At 39.9% G+C, this 21307-nt stretch carries 12 protein-coding genes and 5 tRNA genes; 5 read left to right on the top strand and 12 right to left on the bottom strand.

Annotated elements, in window-relative coordinates; genetic code table 11:
• Nucleotides 1–226: 226 nt before the first annotated feature.
• The 4 genes from H5182_RS10965 to H5182_RS10950 all read left to right on the top strand — a co-directional run bounded on the left by H5182_RS10965 (nucleotide 227) and on the right by H5182_RS10950 (nucleotide 7689).
• Nucleotides 227–3475 (top strand): winged helix-turn-helix domain-containing protein, encoded by a 3249-nt coding sequence (locus H5182_RS10965; RefSeq protein ID WP_182760015.1) that lies wholly within the window; start codon nucleotides 227–229, stop codon nucleotides 3473–3475.
• Nucleotides 3476–3497: 22 nt separating this feature from the next.
• Complete coding sequence (locus tag H5182_RS10960) at nucleotides 3498–3863, top strand: DP-EP family protein (protein WP_145237518.1); 366 nt, start codon at nucleotides 3498–3500, stop codon at nucleotides 3861–3863.
• Between the two features lie 179 nt (nucleotides 3864–4042).
• Nucleotides 4043–5035, top strand: a complete 993-nt coding sequence (locus tag H5182_RS10955; protein WP_182734459.1) for a sensor domain-containing diguanylate cyclase — start codon at nucleotides 4043–4045, stop codon at nucleotides 5033–5035.
• 104 nt (nucleotides 5036–5139) lie between these two features.
• Nucleotides 5140–7689: a TonB-dependent receptor plug domain-containing protein gene (locus H5182_RS10950; RefSeq protein ID WP_404936214.1), complete on the top strand. Its 2550-nt coding sequence runs from the start codon at nucleotides 5140–5142 to the stop codon at nucleotides 7687–7689.
• A 65-nt stretch (nucleotides 7690–7754) separates the two neighbouring features.
• Here H5182_RS10950 and H5182_RS10945 read toward each other — a convergent pair whose 3' ends face one another.
• The 11 genes from H5182_RS10945 to H5182_RS10895 all read right to left on the bottom strand — a co-directional run bounded on the left by H5182_RS10945 (nucleotide 7755) and on the right by H5182_RS10895 (nucleotide 17678).
• Nucleotides 7755–8672 (bottom strand): tetratricopeptide repeat protein, encoded by a 918-nt coding sequence (locus H5182_RS10945; protein ID WP_182732437.1) that lies wholly within the window; start codon nucleotides 8670–8672, stop codon nucleotides 7755–7757.
• Nucleotides 8673–8911: 239 nt separating this feature from the next.
• A complete protein-coding gene (locus H5182_RS10940; RefSeq protein ID WP_182732438.1) occupies nucleotides 8912–9049 on the bottom strand; it encodes a hypothetical protein in 138 nt (45 codons plus the stop codon).
• A gap of 173 nt (nucleotides 9050–9222) precedes the next feature.
• Nucleotides 9223–10575, bottom strand: coding sequence for a magnesium transporter (locus H5182_RS10935; protein ID WP_182732439.1), 1353 nt, complete (start codon nucleotides 10573–10575; stop codon nucleotides 9223–9225).
• 114 nt (nucleotides 10576–10689) lie between these two features.
• Nucleotides 10690–13773 carry an efflux RND transporter permease subunit gene (locus tag H5182_RS10930; RefSeq protein ID WP_182760013.1) on the bottom strand — a complete coding sequence of 1028 codons (3084 nt, stop codon included), beginning with the start codon at nucleotides 13771–13773 and terminating at the stop codon, nucleotides 10690–10692.
• Nucleotides 13770–15071 carry an efflux RND transporter periplasmic adaptor subunit gene (locus tag H5182_RS10925; protein ID WP_145237533.1) on the bottom strand — a complete coding sequence of 434 codons (1302 nt, stop codon included), beginning with the start codon at nucleotides 15069–15071 and terminating at the stop codon, nucleotides 13770–13772. Before H5182_RS10925 ends, H5182_RS10930 begins: the two co-directional genes overlap by 4 nt.
• 2 nt (nucleotides 15072–15073) lie before the next feature.
• Nucleotides 15074–16474, bottom strand: a complete 1401-nt coding sequence (locus H5182_RS10920; protein ID WP_182760012.1) for an efflux transporter outer membrane subunit — start codon at nucleotides 16472–16474, stop codon at nucleotides 15074–15076.
• A 513-nt stretch (nucleotides 16475–16987) separates the two neighbouring features.
• Nucleotides 16988–17063, bottom strand: a tRNA-Phe gene (locus tag H5182_RS10915).
• Between the two features lie 134 nt (nucleotides 17064–17197).
• Nucleotides 17198–17273, bottom strand: a tRNA-Thr gene (locus tag H5182_RS10910).
• A gap of 58 nt (nucleotides 17274–17331) precedes the next feature.
• Nucleotides 17332–17407 (bottom strand) — tRNA-Phe (locus H5182_RS10905).
• Between the two features lie 47 nt (nucleotides 17408–17454).
• Nucleotides 17455–17530: transfer RNA gene (locus tag H5182_RS10900), tRNA-Thr, on the bottom strand.
• A 72-nt stretch (nucleotides 17531–17602) separates the two neighbouring features.
• Nucleotides 17603–17678 (bottom strand) — tRNA-Phe (locus H5182_RS10895).
• Nucleotides 17679–18191: 513 nt separating this feature from the next.
• On the opposite strand from H5182_RS10895, the gene H5182_RS10890 reads away from it, so the two are divergent.
• Nucleotides 18192–20963, top strand: coding sequence for a hybrid sensor histidine kinase/response regulator (locus H5182_RS10890; RefSeq protein ID WP_145237540.1), 2772 nt, complete (start codon nucleotides 18192–18194; stop codon nucleotides 20961–20963).
• A gap of 49 nt (nucleotides 20964–21012) precedes the next feature.
• Here H5182_RS10890 and H5182_RS10885 read toward each other — a convergent pair whose 3' ends face one another.
• On the bottom strand, nucleotides 21013–21285 hold the full coding sequence (locus H5182_RS10885) for an oxidative damage protection protein (RefSeq protein WP_145237543.1): 273 nt from the start codon (nucleotides 21283–21285) through the stop codon (nucleotides 21013–21015).
• Nucleotides 21286–21307 lie beyond the last annotated feature (22 nt).

Raw genomic sequence — 21307 nt, 5'->3', positions numbered from 1 at the left:
TCACCTTTTTAGTCAAGTAAACTTGACTAAGTATTATTGAAGAATACATTTAAGTCAAGCAAGCTTTACATAAAGTAATGTAGATTAGACATAACCTATACTATAACTGTTTAATTAAGATTCTTAACGTTTGACTCAGAATATTGTATTAACTTATTGCTTGCAGTAGGATAAAAAAACCTGTTGAAGTAACCTCAATTTTAACAATAACAATGATGAGCCCTGCATGAGTAAATCCGTTTTCTTTGTCGGCGAATGGCAAGTAACAGCTACCACCAATAGTTTAATACGAGGCGCGCAAATCAAACAACTTGAGCCCAAAGCGATGGATGTTTTATTGTTATTATGCGAAAAACAAGGAGAGTTAGTTAGCAGTGAAGAGATCCTTAACCACTGTTGGCGCACAGTTGCAGTGGGCGATAATCCCCTGCATAAAGTCATCACGCAATTGCGTAAAGCATTTGACGATAAAGCCAGTGATCCGCAATACATAGAGACAATCCGCAAGCGCGGCTATCGCGTTATCGCCAAAATAGAGCTCCCTCTTGATGATGAGCAAAAAGCCAGCCATAGTAAGTGGCAAGGTGATTCGCCATTTGTTGGGTTAAGCGCGTTCACCCACAATGAAGCCGCGGTGTTTTTTGGCCGCAGCAAGCAAATAAACACACTATTACAGCGGGTATCTGCGCAAATTAATTATTGCCGCGCATTTTGCTTATTGCTCGGCTCAAGTGGCTCAGGTAAGTCATCACTGGTCAATGCAGGTGTATTACCAGCACTAATGAGTGAAGCAGGCTTTGATGGCTTTCGAATTGAGTCATACTGCTTGCTCGACTTTGCAGACGTAAGTAAAGGTCGGCTATTTCTCGATCTAGCCTCTACTTTACTTGATTTAGAAATCAACGATGCGCCAGTTTTAACAAATATCAGTGCCGACTCCCTCAGTGAGTTATTACTCTCAACGCCTGAGCAAGTTATTGAGCGTTGCCAAATGGCTTTAAAGCAAGGGCAAACAACCCATATAAAACCGTATTTATTTTTATTTATCGACCGCCTTGAAGTATTGCTGTCGTCGCCAGTATTTAGCGAGCAAGAGCGCAGCCAGTTTTTAACAATTATAGAGTTACTGGCCACCAGTAACTGCATTATTATATTTAGCGCCTGTCGAAATGACTTTTACCCCCAAGTGGTTAATCAACCCAGTTTAATGGCTGGTAAAGCCAATGGCGCGCATTTTGACTTGCTACCGCCAACGCGTTCTGAATTAAAACAGATGATCCGCCTGCCAGCTTTAGCCGCAGGGCTTAGTTGGCAGCTTGACCCTGAGCACCAAACACCACTGGATGAAATGCTCTGTAACGACACCGCCAATAACCCCGACGCCCTGCCAATGCTGCAATACACTTTGCAACAACTGTACTTACAGCGCAGCGAAAACGATGAGCTATTAGTCTCTGAATACCAAGCATTGGGCGGTATTGAAGGCGCGATTGGCCAAAAAGCTGAGCACGTTTTTACACAACTGCCCAAGCAACAACAAGCCCAGCTGAGCTTGGTATTATCAAAACTAATTACCCTGCACGCTGATGGCGAAACCCTCACCAGCCGCGCAGCCCGGTGGGATGAACTCACCACCCCTGCACAAACACAACTTGCACAAGCGATGGTCGATAGCCGCTTATTTGTGTCGCACCTTAAAAACGAGCAAGCCTGTTTTAGTTTGGCACACGAAGCACTACTACGTCAGTGGCAACGCGCCATAGACTGGATAAACCAACACCAACAAAGCTTAGCCATTAAAAGTCGCTTACAAATCGCCACCGAGCGTTGGTTAAACGAGCAAAAACATGCCGACTTTTTATTAGCGCAGGGCAAGCCGTTACAAGAAGCACAAAGCCTTATAAATAACCCGATGTTTAGCCTCAGTGCTGCTGAACTGAGTTTAATTAAAGCATCAAACCGCAGGGCAAAACGTAAAAAAAGAGTGTTACAAGCCACCGCGGTTGCACTTATTTTACTCAGTTTTATAGCCACCTTTATGAGCGTACGCAGCTACCACGCCGAGCAAGTCGCGCAGCAAAAACGCTTAGAAGCCGAAAGCCTACTTGGTTTTATGGTGGGTGAATTTGCCGATAAACTGCGTAGCGTTAAACGTATGGATTTGCTCGATGGCATTAGCAATAAAGCGCTGGAGTATTTTACTAATCAAGCTGATGAGGACAACTCTCTCTTTCGCTTTACAGACCAAAAAACCGAATTTAACAACCGCTTTCAATATGCACAAACCCTTGAGGCAATGGGGGAAGTGGCCTATTCCCGCGGTAAAACCGACGAAGCATTTACCGCGTTTGAGAGCGCCCGCACCCGACTTGAGGGATTATTAAAAACCCAACCTAGCAACTTAGAGTTACTTACGCTTGCGGGTGCCAATGCCTTTTGGTTAGGGCAACTTCATTATGATAAAAGTGATTACGCTGCCACAGAGCCAATGTTTAAAAAATACCAAGCCTATAGTGAAACAATGTACTCCCTAGCACCCAATGATTTTAACTCCATTATGGAGTTGTCTTATTCACATAACTCTCTCGGCTCGTTATATTTAAAACAATTTAACTATGCTGCTGCAAAACAAAGCTTCACAGAGTCGCTAAATCTTAAAAACAAAGCACTCGAGCTTAAACCCAACAATAAAAACTTATTACGTGATAAAACAGATACAATTAGCTGGCTTGCCAGTACAGAAGAAAATTTGGGTAATTTTAATACGGCATTAACAATGTTAGAAAATGCATCTAATGAGTTGAATAATATTTTGGCACAATATCCCAATGATGCCAGCGTATTAAGCAATCTTACTTATATTTATATGCAACAAAGTTTCCTACTAAGTTATTTCTCGGATAAGCAGCGCTCTTATGAAAAAGCTAAGCTAGCAAATGACAGTATAAGTAATGCTCTTCTTCAAGATCCAAATAATAATAAATTCCAGAAAATATATTACCGTTCTTTATCTTATAAATTGATGTTATCGAACGAGCAAGATCTTAACGATAACATAAAAGAAATATTAAACTTTTTAACAGAGCAGGATTTAAATGATACTGAAACTATTAATATATTTATCAGTATTATTCATTACTACATCAACATAGGTATAAATTCCAAAGCAAATGAACTACTAATTAAACTTGAAAACAACAATGATTACAAAGTACAAATAGGAAAACTATGGCAAACAGCAAACTCCTTAGTTTTAGCAAGGATATATTTAATTAAAGCTAAACTTGCAACAAATAATGATGACCGAAGCTTATTTTGTGAAAAAGCAATTAAAATAATTTCATTCCGAGAAAATAAAAGTATAAAAACAACGTACCCTTTGGTTCAAGCATATAGCTGCTCAAATAGAAAAAATGAAGCGAAAAAATTAAAAGAAAACCTAATACAGTTAGGTATTGATGACTTTAGCCTATAACAAAAATGATAGAGGAAATAACATGAATAACAACCAACAAGTTGTTAACTTTTCAGTAGAAATCGAGCTTGTAGATAACAAAGCAAATTTTACATACTATATAGGAGATGACCAAGTCTCAGGTGGAGGTGAGGTAAGAACCAAAACTGCTGCTATTTACACTTTAAAACAAGACACATTTAATAAAGGCTTCTTATTTAGCAGCGCAACAATCACTGGCAACTGTGCTGATGACTTCCTTTACGTAGTTAATAATAACGGTAAGTCTATTACCATTACAGATACCGATGAAACCAGCGGTACAGCATCAATCATTTTTAATGTGGAATGTAATGGCACCTCTTACAGCAGTAGCGACCCTCAGGTTATAAACAAAGAAGAAATTTAATTACTGCAACCTATCCCTTTCTTTCTCTTGCTTCGCAGGCGTTACCTCACCTGCGTATTTTAATTTTATTATTAAAAATCAAAAACTTAAAACCAGAAGGTTACCAGAAGGTTTATTTGCACTTTTTTAAGTAAATTTATAGACACCAAAAACGTATAGCAAAACGTAAAGGATTAAACGTGTCTAACCAAACAAATAATAACCAAACACTTAACGCAAATAAGCAATCAGCTACTATTGGCAAAACCCTTTCAGCCTGTCTTTCTCACTTACAGTTTGGTTCTTTAATTGAATTATTCAACGGCATCAGTGAAGGTATTTTTATCATCGATGAGCAAGGTACGTTTGAGTTTGCAAACCCAATGGCGGCACAGTTTTTAGGCGACTCCCAGCAATCATTGATTGGTCAAAGCCTACTACAGTTTTTACATGAAACTGACCGCGATAAATACATGTATACGTTACTAAACTGGTTAGATATAAAAGATACTCGCCTTAACTTTGGTCCTAATGAAGTAAAAATAAACAAAACGGATGGCAATATAATTGAGGCCGACTTATCTATTTCTAATATGCCTTCGAGCATTGCGTCAGCGCAAAAACTTTATGTGTGCATATTACATGATTTAAGTATTCACAAAGCAATATATAACAAATTAAAAGTACAAGCTTCAATAGATCATTTAACTGGGCTTGCTAATCGCTTCACGCTCGATGAATCATTAAAACAATACTGGCAAGAAAGTATTCAAAGCCACCAGCCATTAACTAGTATATTAATTGATGTCGATCATTTTAAGAGATTCAACGATACCTATGGCCATATTAAAGGCGATAAGTGCTTACAAAAAATAGCCAAGATTATTTTGCAATGTATACCATCAAGAGATTGTTTAGCCGCTCGCTATGGCGGTGAAGAATTTGCTGTTATTCTGCCACGCTGCAACCGCGATAGCGCCGCTGTTGTTGCCAGACATATTCAACAACAAATAAATGCGATGACGTTTACTGATATAGGCCTGCCGCCAGAAGTTAAAGTAAGTGTGAGCCAAGGTATAGCCTGTGAACTTGATAATCAATACCGTACCTGCGAAGCACTAATATGTGCTGCTGATACTGCTTTATATAGAGCAAAATCTGACGGCAGAAATAAAATCAGCATCAGCTCATAAACACAACATTAACAAGGTTTGATTTATTTTAACGAAATGCATTAGTTACACATATACTATATTTTAATGTTATTTGTTTGTTCCCAATACGCTATATAAACTAGATGGCGTATGACAACAACTCGGGATCAACAATGAAACTATTTAACAAGTTACCTTTACAACTTGCTATTGCAAGTACATTGGCAACCTCAGCGACTGCAATCGCTGTTGAGCAAACAGCTGACACAACAGCACAAGATATTGAAGTTATTTCGGTTACCGGCACACGTCGTAGTTTACGCAGCCTGTCGGAAAGTACAGTTCCTGTAGACTTGCTAACCAGTCGTGATCTGGCAACCACAGGCCAGCTTGAAATAAGCCAAGTGCTTGCTGCGCAACTACCCAGCTTTAACTACCCAAGTGCAACCCTCGCTGATGGTACAGACCATGCAAAACCAGCAGTATTACGAGGCCTAGCTCCTGATCACACCTTAGTACTTGTCAATGGTAAACGCCGTCACTCTGGTGCTTTATTAAATTTAGGTGGCACAGTTGGCCGTGGCTCTACGGCTGTTGATTTAAATAATATTCCAACCTCTGCGATTAAACGCGTTGAAGTACTGCGTGATGGTGCAGCTGCGCAATATGGCTCAGATGCCATCGCCGGTGTGATCAATATTGTACTCAAAGATGCCGATGAAGGCGGTAGTGTAAGCTACACTTATGGTCAATATGATTCGCAAATGGCAGGCTCTGCACAGTTAAAAGAAACAATCATCGACTCGCAAGGTAAGCTTGGTTTTGTTAAAGGTGATGACCGCCGCGTTAACGATGGTATTACCCGAACTGCAAGTGCCAATGCGGGCTTTTCGCTTAGCGAGAATGGCTTTATCAATATCTCAATTGAAACCCGTAACAACGAGCCAACTAACCGCTCAGGTATTGATGAGCGAGAACAATATAATCGTGATGAAAACGGCGCGCTTGATCCAAAAGAGCTGACGTTTGACCGTTATAACCACCGCTTTGGTAAAGCCGATGTTGAAGATATCGCGCTATTTTATAATCTTGGCTACGACTTTAGTGATGACTTATCACTTTACTCTTTTGCCAGCTATTCAAATCGTAAAGGTAACTCAGGCGGTTTCTATCGCCGTGCCAAAGACAACCGTAATGTGCCAAGCGTTTATCCTGATGGGTTTTTACCAAACATTGACACTGATGTTGACGACTATTCGTTTGCTATCGGTTTAAATGGGGTTAGTAATGATTGGACATGGGATATCAGCACTAATTATGGTCGCAATGATTTTGCATTAGGTGTTAGCAATAGTATCAATACCTCTATGGGTGCTAACAGTCCGACAGAGTTTGATAATGGCGCATTAGTGTATGAACAATTCCTTGTTAACATGGATGCCAGCAATAGCTTTGACTTAGGCTTGCCTGATGACGTGTTTGTTACCATTGGTACTGAATATCGCCATGAAAACTACCAAATCAAAGCCGGTGAACAAGCTTCGTATTTAACGGTACTTGATGCACAAGGCGTACCTGTTGCCGCCGGTGGTGCACAAGTTTTATCAGGTTTTTCACCCGATAGTGCAACTGATAAAAGCCGCCATAACATTGCCCTATTTGCTGAATTTGATACCTACCTCACTGAAAATTGGAATGCTGTGCTAGCAGGTCGATTTGAAGACTATAGTGATTTTGGCAGTACTTTTACAGCGAAACTTGCCAGCCGCTATAGCATTACTCCTTCATTATCGTTACGTGGTGCTATCAGTAGTGGTTTTAGAGCACCGTCTCTTGCACAAACATCTTATAAATCAGTCAGCACTGTATTTGAAAATGGCGTACCTAGAGAAGTCGGATTATTTCCAAGTAGTGAGGCTGCTGCCAAAGCGCTTGGCGCAAAAGATTTAGACGCTGAAGGGTCTGTCAATATGACCGCTGGTTTTATCTTCACAGAAGGTAATTTTAGCTTCACGCTTGATGCTTATCGTATCGATATTGATGATCGCATTGTGCTTTCTGAAAACTTAGAAGGCCCTGCTGTTGAAGCTATTTTACAACAAGCCGCTGAGCTTAATACCCAAAGTGTGCGCTACTTTACCAACGCTATCGATTCGCGTACTCAAGGGGTTGATATTGTTGCCACCTATTTACTCGGTTTAGCTGATTATGGTGACTTACGCTTAAGTGCCGCTGTAAACTTTAACGATACAGAAGTTACTCATGTGAAAGACAATCCACCAGAACTCGAAGCGTTAGGTGATGGATATCAATACTTTGCACGACGTGAAATTTCTCGATTCGAAAAAGGCACACCAGCAGATAAATGGAACCTGTCTGCAACATGGGATTATGAAAATATACAGGCCACGCTTCGTGCAACTCGCTATGGTGAAGTAGTTGATACCTCAAGTAGTGCTGAGGGCGATGAGCTTCTTAAGGCGAAATGGCTCACTGATATTGAAGTGGCGTATCGCCCAACCGAGCAATGGAAACTTGCTTTAGGTGCTAACAATCTATTTGATCAGTACCCGCAAGATACGGTAAGTAATATTGGTTATAGTGATTTCAACCAAATTTTCACTTACAGCGGGTTCACGCCATATAGTTTAGATGGCCGCTTTGTTTATGCGAATGTAACGTTTAACTTTTAATTAAACAAGTAACTACGGCCCATATAAATATGGGCCGTCTTATCGGGGATGTATAGTTACAATCGCTACAAAGTTAAGGCTGTAGCTAATTGCTTATAGACTATTTTATGGTTACGATTTAAATCACTCTCTTTAACTGTTTTAAACCACTTAGTAGCCTGCTGATTATCTTTTGCTTGCCAGCATATTTCTGCCAACCTTAATGTATGCGCAGCTTTTGCAATATCATCACTACCTTCTACCATATAACTCAACGAATCTACATAGTACTTAATAGCAAGGTCATACTGTCCGAGCAATTGATATGTGCGCGCTAAATTCCCCTGTGCCACAATAATTTTGCCTTGATGCTGGGTTGGTAGTATCCAATCAAGCGCTTTTTTTCTGCTCTCTCTGGCATTTTCTAAATCGCCATAAGCGTGATAAATATTTGCTTTATTAGACTGTAACTCAAAATTAAAAATTGGATCTTTACTCTTGCCAAACTTTCGTTCGGTTTTGAGCAGCATCTGAAAAGCGGATTCCTTATTACCAAAAACATACTGCAAATTAGCTAACTCGAGCATTCGCATTGGATCTGCAAACGCATCGTACATCAACTTTATATCTGTAAATGCCTTATTTGCATAGATTTTTGCACGCTCATCATCGTGATAAAAATGCAAAGCTTTGGCATAGTAAAAATAAGCTTGGACTTTAAATACTTCAGGTAAATCATCTCGTTCTGCGAATGGTTCAACAATGATTTTTAAGGTTTCATAATCATTTTTATCGTAATAATAATCAAATAAGTAAGACTTGGCTTTATACCACCGAGTTGAATGTAGCTCTGATTGCTCTATACGTTCATTAATATAAACTAAGCAGTCTTTCTCTGGCTGTTGTAAGCAGAATTGTTCGTGATCACTAAAGTGTTCAGACGCATTAGTTAGCGTAGAAAAAATACAGATAAAAATAGCGATTATTAAGTGATTTTTTATCATAAAGTTTAAGCAAACGCTTAATGCTGTAAAGTATATACATAGATTAAAACATATTTGCATAAAATTATTAACAAATATTGTGCGCTAGCAGATCATGGCGTGCTAGGAGTGGAGGTAAAAAACTGGCTTGGCAATTACAAAAGTATTTTATAATTGCCTAAGCATTTGAAAAGTATAATTATAACCTTTACTGATAGTGCAGAATAACTGATCACACAGCAATATTTTCGTATGCTAAATTAAGCTGCTTTTTTCAGCGCTTTTTTAAGCTTACCTATTTTGGATTTTTGTTTTGCGACTTTATCTTTACGAGCGCTGATTTCTTTTTTAATCGATTTTACTTCTTTACTGATTGCTTTAGCTGGTTTCTTTGACATTGAGTATTTCCTTTTTAATTATGTAACTCGCTATTGCGAGAGCTGTACTTTATGATAAAAAAGAACCAGATGATACGCGCCAACCAGTTCTTCACTAAAAGTTCATACAACAGAAATAAAACTGAAATTAATAAAATGCCTGTAAAAGCTATCATACTTCCTAAACTAAAATACTAAAGTAGTAATAAACTACCTAACCCTAAGAAAGTGACAAAACCAACGATATCGGTCACTGTTGTCAAGATTACTGAACCTGACAGTGCGGGATCGATTTTCATTTTATCTAAAATAGAAGGGATCACCACGCCAGACAAAGAGGCTGCAATTAAATTAAGCAAAATAGCCACTGTAATGGTAATACTGAGCATTACATCACTAAACCAAAAATAGGTAAGCACACCAATTACCATAGCCCACACACAGCCATTTACGGCACCTACCCTAAGCTCTTTTTTAAGTAGCGCCTTACGGTTTGAGTCAGTCACCTGACCAAGCGCTAAACCGCGCACGATTACGGTTAACGTTTGGCTCCCTGCTATACCGCCCATTGACGCAACTACCGGCATTAATACTGCCAATGCAACCACTTGCTCAATGGTTGCGCCAAATAAGCCAATAAACCAGGATGCTAAAAATGCGGTTGCTAAATTAATGCCTAACCAAATACCACGGTTCTTCGCACTTTTTCGTACGCTGGCAAATAGATCTTCGTCTTCACGTAAACCACCCGCTTTTGCCGCTGCTTCATCGGTGACCTCTTGGCGTAATTCGTAAGCTGAGGTAACTTTTAATCGCCCCAGTAACTTATTATCGACATTGACAACGGGCATTGCCATTTTTTCACTGTGGATCACCACTTCAGCTGCTTCGTATAAATCATCGTCGGCATGCAGTGAAGTTATATCGTGATCAGCAAAACTTAATAAGGTGTCTGAGTCCTTAGCTTTAAATAACGTGTTAACCGATACCTCACCAATTAGCGTGCCTTTGCGGCTCACTAAATAAATAACCTCGGTATATTGCGGTAAGCCTTTTTGCAGGATTTTTCGTGCGCCACCGACCGTTAGTTTGTCTGAAACCTTAAGTGAATCAAAATCAAGCCAGTGACCAAGTTGCTCTGGCAGATACTGCTGCGCTAATTCATATTGCTTGGTTTGTACTTCATCAAGTTGACGGCGAGCGTATTCAACAAAGCGCTCAGGGATCACTTCTTCAAGTTCAAGTAACTCAGCAACGCTTACTTCATCAAGTAATTTAAAACCGTCATCTTCATCGAGTGTTTGTAATAACCAACGACAGCTATCGGCGCCTAAATTAATGAATATTTCATGCTGGGTGTCTTCATCTAATAACTGCCAAATATCTATACGCTGATCTTTTGGTAAGGCTTCAAATAATAACGATAAATGTTCTGTCGAAAGTATTTCTTTGGCGTCAGCTAACAGCTTATTTTTACGCTCTGTGGTATCACATTGTAAAAGCTCATCAATAAGCTGTGGGAGTTGATCAATCGGGTATTCAATCATGTTGAAGCCTTTGAATTTAACTACTTTGTGTTTAGTTTACCTCAGCTTGAAAAAATAGTTTGAGAAATTTTCGTAACAATACCCACAGCTCAAAAAGCTGCGGGTATTTATTATTTACTTAAACCAGCTTTGTGCTCGCTCCATCAGCAAGTAATTAACTGGTACTAGCAACAAGGTAATAAAGGTCGCAAAAATAATCCCAAAGCCTAAACTTACAGCCATTGGGATTAAAAATTGCGCTTGAGTGGCTTTTTCAAACAGCAACGGCATTAAGCCTATAAAGGTGGTTAAACTGGTTAACATTACAGGGCGAAAACGTGACGCGCCAGCCAGTTTTACCGCTTCCAGTAATTCGCCGCCTTCACTGCGTTTTTTATTTATAAAATCAACTAATACTAGCGAGTCATTAACCACAACACCGATCAGGGCCAACATCCCAAGTAGGCTCATAATGGTTAATTCCATTCCCATAATCCAGTGTCCTACCACGGCACCTATCATACCAAACGGGATCACACTCATGACGATCAGCGGCTGTAAGTAAGATTTAAACGGAATAGCTAATAACGCATAGATAATGAAAAATACAAATACCAACGCCCAAGCAAGCGAGCCGAACGATTCACGTTGTTCTTTCGCCTCACCTTCAAGAGAGTGACTAACGCCAGGATATTGCTGCACCAACTCATCAAGGTAAATTTTTAAATCGGCTTGCAGCACTGTCATATTGGTGTTTTCTTTTTCGATATCTGCCGTAACATTCAGAGTCCGATAGCGGTCGATACGATTAATCGTTGAAGGACTTTGCCCAGGCACTAGTTTAGCTACATGTGATAACGGTACTGTGCCACCGGTTGGGGTGTTAATAAGGATATCTTTTAAGTCAGCCACCGAGCGACGTTCATCAAGAGGTAAACGCACCATAACTCTGACGTCATCACGACCACGTTGAATACGCTGTGCTTGAGCACCAAAAAACGAGTTACGTACTTGCTGTGATACATCAACCCGATTTAAACCCAGTGCTAAGCCTTGCTCTGTTAGCTCAATTTGCAGCTCTTCTTTACCATCAGACATGCTATCAGCAATATCAAATACTGTTGGGTAAGTCGCCAAACGCGCTTTGACCTGCTCAGCCACTTCTTGCAAGGTTGATAGCGAGGTTGCTGTAAGCTGGACATCAATTGGATCTGAACTGCGACCTATTTCAGCCCTAAAAGTTAAGCTTTCAGCGCCAGGGATCACACCTATTAAATCGCGCCATTCACTGGCAAGCTCCCGCGAGCCTATATTAGAGTCACGTTTTTCAGCAGGGGTGATTTCAAAGCGTACACTCCCTGAGTTTGATGCACCACCACGACCACCCGTGGTGGCTAAAATGTTTAAAATAACACTTTCGCCTGTATTTTCATCACGGTACTTATCTTGTAATTGACGTGCTTTATCCGACATATCAATCACGTATTTATTAGTCACTTCAAATGGAGTACCTGTCGGTAATGTTAAGCTAACACGCACCGTTTCGCTCGGAATACGAGGGAAGAAAATAAACTTAGTCCACCCACTGGTAACCATAGTTAAAATAATTAAAAAGATCCCCACAAACAAGCTTACCGTAGCTAGCTTATGGCGTAAGGCCAAGTTTAATAACGGTTGATAATACTTTAAAATTGCATGCTCAAAACCATCAGCAAAACGCTGTTGAAATTTATCAAACTTAGATGGTTCGCCTTTTTGATGGCGTAACTTTATATATTTTAGGTGCGCAGGTAATACAAATTTAGATTCAATCAGTGAGAATAATAATACCGGGATCACAACTACAGGGATCTGTGCAAACAGAGCACCACGACTACCTTCTATAAATGCTAACGGTAAAAATGCCGCAACCGTGGTTAAAACACCAAAAGTCACAGGGGTAGCAACTTCTTGGGTGCCACGAATAGCTGCCTGCTCGCCAGATTCAGCGGTTTTTAAATGGGTATAAACGTTCTCACCGGTAACGATTGCATCATCAACCACAATCCCTAGCACTAAGATGAAGCCAAACAAGCTCATAATATTTAGCGTTACCCCAAACAATGGCATGGCTAAAAATGCGCCCATAAATGATACTGGAATACCAATGAATACCCAAAAAGCGATGGCGGGACGTAAAAATAGCGTCAATAACGCCAGTACCAAAATACCACCTTGTAAAGCATTGGTGGTGAGTGTGGCAATACGACTTTTAACCAGCTCTGAATCATCATCCCAGTAACTTAAATCAAACCCTTGTGGTAATTTACTTTGCTGGCCTTCAATATATTCTTTTACTTCATCGGCTACTGTTATGGCACTTTGTGGACCAATACGATATACATCGATAAAGGCCGCTTGCTTACCATTAAACCGAGTCCGCACTGGGGTTTCTTCAAAGTCATCGCGGATAGTAGCAATATCACCTAGACGAATAATAGTACCATCTCTTTGATTTTTAACTGCAATGCGAGCAAACTCGTCTTTGCGATATGCTTGCCCTTTAGAGCGAATAAGTACATCTCCCCCTTGGGTTTTTAAATTCCCCGCTGAAATATCAGTACTTGAGTTTGATATCGCCCGTGAAATATCACTTAAGCTCAAACTGTATTGACGCAATGTATCTTGGCTTACTTCAATTGCTAATTCGTAATCACGCACACCACTGAGTTCAACTTGAGTAACACTGGGTAAGCGCAGTAATTGGTCGCGCACTTGCTCTGCATATTCACGGGTTTCTTTTTCACCGTAGTCACTGGCAACGGTAACCGCAATAACCTCACGTTTACGCTCAGCTAAGGCAACAACTGGCTTTTCAGCATCTGCTGGGAAGGTATTAATTGCATCGACTCGGCTTTTTATATCGGCCAATAACTCTCGAGAATCGTAACCGCTGTCGACCTCAATACTCACTGACGCTGACCCCTCAGATGAGCGACTCGATATTTGTTTGATGCCTTCTAAATCTTGTACTGCCTCTTCAATGCGAATGGTCACCCCTTGCTCTACATCTTCAGGAGTTGAGCCTCGCAAGGAAACACTGACGCTAATACGATCGGTTTCAAAAGACGGGAAAACTTCTAAAGGAATTTGCGTGGTAAGGCTAAATAAACCCGCAAAAACAATGCTGATCAGCAATAAATTAGCTGCAACATGGTTTTTAGTAAACCAAGCTATCATGGCTTATCTCCTTGCGAGCGAGCAGCTTTACGCTTTTGCATCAGCTCTTCAACAGTGATCCCTTGTTTTTTAGCCATCGCTGCTAACTGTTCACGTGACGGTCTTTTGCCAGTAGGCTGACTGCCCTCTTTATCAGCTTCACCAATAACTTTAACAGCAGTACCTGAACTAACTTGACCAAGTGGTGTAAGCACTAACTTATCACCCATGTTCAAACCATCGGCAATAATTGCTTGCGTGGCATTTTGCCACGCTAAGCGGATATTTTTACGCTGTAATACACCTTGATCAACAATATATACATAAGTACCTTGGTAAATAGCACTGTTTGGAATAACCAAGACATCAGCGACTAATTTGCCACTGATCTGCGCTTTAATATATTGACCAATCTTAATCGGGTATTGGTTTTGAGCAGTTGCTTTGTAAGGATCATTGATTTGGGCAACAACATAAAGCTGCTGAGCATTTTCATCGATGGCCCCTTCAGTTCTGGCAACTTGTCCTTGCCACTTTTGCATACCAACTAGGTCAGAGCTAAATTCGACAGTTGAGCCATTGGCATTTTTCATACCATCTCGAAATTGCTCTGGCAAATCAATAAAAGGTAAGTCTTTGTTTTTAATTGGCAACCGTATTTCAACACTATCTATGGCGTAAATAGTTGCCAATTGTGTATTGTTACTCACCACTTGACCAAGATCCACACTGCGACTTAATACTCGCCCTGCATAAGGGGCTGTTATCTTTGTGCGCTCTAAGTTTAAATTCGCTTTTTCAAGTTTTGCTTGTGCTGAAAGTACTTGCGCTTGAGCTGCGGCTAGTTGCGGTTCTCGCAGTACTAAATTACTTGCCTGCTCACCATTACCTAAACGCTGCCAATCGATAATAGCCTGACGACTACGTGCTTGTTCTTCTTGAAAGCCTTGCTGCGCAGTGAGTAAATTAGCTTGCGCTTCTTTCACTTCAGCGCGGTGATCTCTGTCATCAAGCTGTAAGAGTACATCGCCTTTTTCAAAAAAGCCCCCCTCTCTAAATTGCTCACTGCTGGCGATGATCTGTCCTGAAGCTTGAGCGACCAAGATACTTTGAGTGCGCGGCTTTACAGTACCAAAACTGTCAACCATCACTTGATACGGCTGTAGCTGTAAAGTTTGCACCGCCACACTTATTTGCGCTTTAGGTGGTGAGCCAAAACGCTTTGCTTCTGGTGGGTTTGAGCTAATAAACATTACTAACAAGGCAGTAGCTGCGATTATAGCCGCAGGGATAATAATTTTGGTTTGTTTAATATTCATAATTATTGCTCAGTTGACTCGTTGGTTGGCTGTGAAAAATCGCCACCAAGGGCAATATGGAGATTAATTCGGTTAATAATTAATTGGTTCTTAATTTCAATGACAGAGCTTTGTGCGTCAAAGGACCTATCTTGCGCATCGAGTACCGTAGTGTAAGTTACTAAGCCACTTTGATATTGCTCAAAAGAAAGTTGCTCTGCTGCAATGGCATTTTCTTGTGCCTTAAGTGTAGCTAAGTAGCGAATTTGCAAAGATTGCTCTTGCGAAATAGCTGTTTCCACCTCATTAAATGCATCATATAGGCTGGCTAAATATACTTGCTCCTGACGTAACACAGCTAAACGGGCAGCTTCTTCATCAGCACTTAGCCTACCAGCATCAAAAAGTGGCGAAGAAATACTACCCACTAATGACCATGCTAAGTTTGATGGTGAAAATAAATCACTGACACGATCAGCACTGTCACCTAACGTAGCGCTCAGATTTAAACTTGGAAAACGCTGCTTGTGAGCATAAGCTAAATTAGCATCAGTACTTAATAACTGATACCAGCTCGCCATTAAACTTGGTTTACGTGTGATAAGCTCTGACGGTAAACCTAAAGGGATAGATTTATTTAATAGAGGTAAGTCAGCCTCAACACTTAAAGCACCGCGCGGGTAGTCGCCAGTTAAACGCTCTAAAGCCCGAATTGCTTGACTGAGAGTGGCTTTTTGACCAGCAATACGTGAACGCTCATTGCTTAACTCATTACGCGTTAAATAAACATCTAAGGCATCATTTATACCTTGACGATAACCCGACTCAATAATTGCTAGGTTCTGCTCTGCGTTTTTTTCTCGTTGCTGGTACAGCGCCAATAATTTTTGCGCCGTTATTACATTAAACCAACCACTGACCACATCACCTACTAAGCGTTGTTTTGCTTGTTGAAAATTTGCCTGCTGCGCTAGAAAATCAAGGTTTGCCTGGCGCTGCGCATCAGAAAGCTTGCCCCATAAATCAACTTCATAATTAAGTGTTAAATTTGCTGAACTGACATTGCTATAACTAACTGGACGATTGTTTTTACTGCGATTAGTTCGCGCAGATAAATCTAAACTCGGCCAAAGAGCCGCGCCCGACGCAATTAATTGCTGCTGTTTAATTGCAACATCATACCCAGATTGTAAAATCTCTTGGTTACTTGCTAATGCTTGTTCAACCAATGCAAATACCTGTGGGTTTTCTAATTGTTGAAGCCAATTATCTTCAACCTTAAATGCTGACGCCTTTGCTTGTTGCCATTGCTCAGGAGCATTTGCTGTATATTGCACTCGTTCAGTTGGATTTAGCTGATTGCTGCATGCACTGAGCAGCAAGGCACTGACTACCACTAAACTCGGCTTAAGTTGCCAAATCATATAAAAACCTGAATTACTTATATTTATGAGTGTAATTCAAGCACCAGTTCACAGATAGCTCAACTGACTTTACATAACATTACAAATATCACAATAAAGAGTCGTTTTTGAGGGTTGAGTTTGCCAATTTATATTTACTAGTGGGAAATGCAAGCCGATGTTTACGTTTAGAAAGTCAAGCTTGCCTTAATACCAATCGTTTTAAGTTACTGACCATTTGATAACAAGGCATAAATTTTGACATCTAGTTGCTCTACATGAAAAATTTATAACACAGTTAGCGCTTTGTTTAGCTCGCTAGAATAGTTAAATATTTAAGTCGATTGGTATAAATTATAAGAGCGCTAGTTTGCACGTTATTTATAAAAGGCGCGAGTTTTTGAGATTAAAGATTACAAATTAAAGAATGGTATTGTACAAGAGTCAGAATTGACGCTGTTTTTCTTCGTAAACTGCTAGCTTAGTTTATTTCAGATACAAAAAAGCCCTGCAAATGCAGGGCTTTGATATAAATGGTGCCTCGACCCGGAATCGAACCAGGGACACGAGGATTTTCAATCCTCTGCTCTACCAACTGAGCTATCGAGGCACAGAAACTGTGCAGATTAATTGTTAAATTAAACACTTAATCTAAATAAATGGTGCCGACTAACCGAGTCGAACTGATAACCTGAACGAATTACTGATTACAAGTCAGTTGCTCTTTCAAATTATCTAAATAAATGGTGCCGACTAACCGAGTCGAACGGTTGACCTACTGATTACAAGTCAGTTGCTCTACCAGCTGAGCTAAGTCGGCACACTAAACTGTGTGCTAAGGCACGTTTCAATTTTAAAGATTGATAACTTTTAATAAATGGTGCCTCGACCCGGAATCGAACCAGGGACACGAGGATTTTCAATCCTCTGCTCTACCAACTGAGCTATCGAGGCACTTAAACAGTGCTAATTAAATGTTTAAAACATTTAATTTAAATAAATGGTGCCGACTAACCGAGTCGAACGGTTGACCTACTGATTACAAGTCAGTTGCTCTACCAGCTGAGCTAAGTCGGCACACTAAACTGTGTGCTAAGGCACGCATAATAATGTTTTAATCATTTGATTTAAACACCACTACTTAAATAATGGTGCCCAGAGGCGGAATCGAACCACCGACACGAGGATTTTCAATCCTCTGCTCTACCGACTGAGCTATCTGGGCAATTTCAGTATTAATAAAAAATCACAAAGGATTTTCAATGCAATTCCCACTTAGCTCTACTGACTTAGCTATCTGGGCGATTTCAGTTTTAATAAAAAATCACAAAGGATTTTCAATACAATTCCCACTTAGCTCTACTGACTGAGCTATCTGGGCAATTTCAGTTTTAATAAAAAATTATAAAGTGTTTTTATACACTTTCCGCTTAGCTCTACTGACTGAGCTATCTGCGTGTGCGGCGTATTAAACTGGTTTTGCCCTTTCAAGTCAACTTTTTTTTTATTCTTTATAACTGTTTGCACGGTTTTTCAACAAACTGTTTAATAAACGTAAAAAACGCTGTTTATTACAACAGCTGTTTGTAGTTTAACGTAACTGTCTATTAATTTAGGCTCCTTGTAAACAACAGCACTAAAAACGTAGTGAATTATTTCTGGTAAATGGTAGGATTGATTTCCAGTACACAAGCGACTGTTTAGATTGCGGTTGATAATAGATTAAGTTGGATAATAAATGCAGAGTAAATTTTCTTCTCCTGTAAAAGGGCTGTTACCTCTTTTTATACTAATAAACTTAGCCGTAACAGCACTCGCTGTGGTTGCTTATTCTTTTTACCCTAGTAACACTGAAGACTCAAAAGCACCACCAAGTTCACTAAGCTTAATAACGTTAGCTGAGCAATTAGACACACCTTTGGTTAATGCATTGACTCGAACAGGACAAGATAATGCCACTCAACTACTAAATTTAAGCGCTTCGCTAAATAATCAATTTGATTACTACTTATATAGATATACACCTACTGCTCAAACACAATTGGTTTTTGCCAGTAATAAACCAGCAATTGCACCGCTAAAACTTGATCAACATTTAGCTGAGCAAGGTATTATCCATCATCAATTAAATTTAAATGATCAACCCGTTGGTGAATTAATCATTAAACAAAAAATCACTGCCCCCCCTCTACTGCCAAATTATTCCATCGTGCTTGCATTGGCTATTGCAGGAGTTGCTGGAGTAAGTTTATTTTTACTAGCGCTGTTTTTTAACGTTTATCTTAATACGCGGATCCGCAAAAGTAGTGACACTCTTGCACATGAATTAGAGAGCATCACTAAATCTGGCAGTTACAATACACATATAGACGAACAATTAGATATCGGCCTTGGCGTTGTAGCTAAAAATATCAATCAACTATTACAGCAAGTACAAGATGCTATCAATAGTAATGACGTAGCCCAAAAAGATTTGCAAAAACTGCAAAGCAGTCTGGAAACTGAAGTGCAAAACCGCACTTTAGCGCTTGAAAAAGCGAGCCATAGAGCTGAGCAAGCTAGCGAAGCCAAAACCACGTTTTTAGCAACTATGAGCCATGAAATACGCACCCCAATGAATGGCGTTATTGGCACCATTGATTTACTGAGACAAACAGATCTCAATGGCGCTCAGCATCGCCTAAGTACAATTATTCGTGAATCAGCCTTTTCACTATTGGGGATTCTGGATGATATTTTAGATTTTTCAAAGATTGAAGCGGGTAAACTAAATATCGACCCAACTCCTTTTTCGGTCTCGGATACTATTGAGGAAGTTGCCAGAGTATTATCATCGGTTGCAAAAAAACGTCAGCTTGATTTAGAGCTAGCTATAGCACCTGATATACCAGTTAATTTAATTGGTGATACTGTTCGCGTTCGCCAAGTACTTTATAACTTATGTAGTAATGCAATTAAATTTACTAGCACCGATGAAAATCGTCTAGGTCAGGTACGCATTGCTGTAGAAGTGGCACAAAATACTGCAGACCATTTTACTCTGCGTTTTAGCGTCAGCGACAATGGTAAAGGTATGAGCCAAGCTCAACTGCGTGAAATATTCAATCCATTTATTCAAGCTGAAGGATCAATTACCCGTGAGTACGGTGGCACAGGCCTAGGTTTATCTATTTGTAAAAGTTTAACCGAGTTAATGTTAGGGTCCATTAGTGTTACCAGCGATATAGGTATTGGTAGTGACTTTGTGGTGGAATTGCCATTTAGTACTGAAAACACCATAAAGTATGCCCATAAAGGTGCGTTGAAAGATCATTCTGTAATACTCATCACTGAGCATCAAAGCAGAAAACAAACGCTTTCTCGTTATTTATCATTTATGGGGGCAAACACAATTACGGCGCAAACGGTGCAAGAAATTGAACAATCTCAAGATAACCCTGGCGTTATCTGGGTGCTTGATGGGATCGATTCAATGGATAGCATTAATTACTTATTACGCCGTTTACTGTACACCCTTGAAGATAATAACCAACAGGTGATCGTACTTAGTAAATTAGATGAAGCCGCAATAAATCATAAAAACATCTTCTATCTCAATGCGTCACCATTGTGTAAGTCAAACTTTATGATGTCGTTATTGGTTGCTGCGGGGCTGCATACACCAAAACAAGTTAAACCTGTTAAAACCCTTAATAATTATTTAAATATTGAACAAGCACGTGAAGAAAACAAACTCGTGCTACTTGTTGAAGACAATGTTTTGAATCAACAAGTACTTACCGATCAACTACATTTACTTGGGTTTGGCGTTGAAGTTGCTGATAACGGCGAGCAAGGTTTAAAAATGTGGCAAAGCGGCCGTTACCCGTTAATTTTAACTGATTTACATATGCCTAAAATGTCAGGTTACGACATGGTTGAAAAAATTCGCGACGAAGCTGCACAACTTGAAGACATCAACGCTCAGCCTTATGTTATTGCAATAACAGCAAATGCCTTAAAGGGTGAAAAAGAACGCTGTTTAAATGCTGGTATTAACGATTTCATTACTAAACCAGTTGAATTAAATACGCTAGAGGCAACTCTTAATAGTTGGAGTGAAAGCAAGCAAGGACCGATTACGGCTTCTCCTAATAAGCCGTCAGCACCAATTAACTTTGAAATGCTCGCTAAATACATAAACAATGATGAAGCAAAGCAGTTACGATTCTTTAAAATGTACTTAGAGCAAAGCCATACGTTAGCTAAAGACATTAACACAGGGGTAATGACCAGTGATAAAGAAATAATAATTGCAGCTTGCCACCAACTTAAATCTATATCAAAAACAATTGGCGCAGAAAAAGTAGCTGAGCTAGCTGCTGACTTTGAAGATAACTGTAAAGAACAAGACTTAACCAGTGATCAACTAATTGAACTGCGTGACAATTTAGAGATTGAGTACTCCCGTGTTGCGCAGTTTTTAAAAGAACAAGTTAGTAATGCCCAAGAGCAAGATGATCTGATTTAATTCAAGCAGTAAAAAAGGGCTTATTGCCCTTTTTATTCGCATGTGAAAATTATTTTTCTGGCGGACGGTAGCCTTCGATTTCTACATCTTTATCTTCGAACAAAAAGCCAACCATTTGCTCTTCTAGAAAAGTACGATGCTCTGGGTCCATCATATTTAAATGTTTTTCATTGATCAGCATTGTTTGCTTGTGCTGCCACTGTGCAAATGCTTCTTTAGAAATATTATTAAAAATCCTTTCACCCAACTCACCTGGGTAAAGTTGGAAACCAAGCCCTTCGGCTTCTTTTTGTAACTTTTGACAAAATACAGTACGTGCCATGATTGCTCTCTTGTGCTCTTCG

The organism is Pseudoalteromonas sp. SG44-17 (assembly GCF_014164235.1).
GTDB classification, from domain to species: domain Bacteria; phylum Pseudomonadota; class Gammaproteobacteria; order Enterobacterales; family Alteromonadaceae; genus Pseudoalteromonas; species Pseudoalteromonas rhizosphaerae.
Note: the sequence above shows the minus strand (reverse complement) of the source record. Positions and strands in the feature narration are given on the sequence as shown.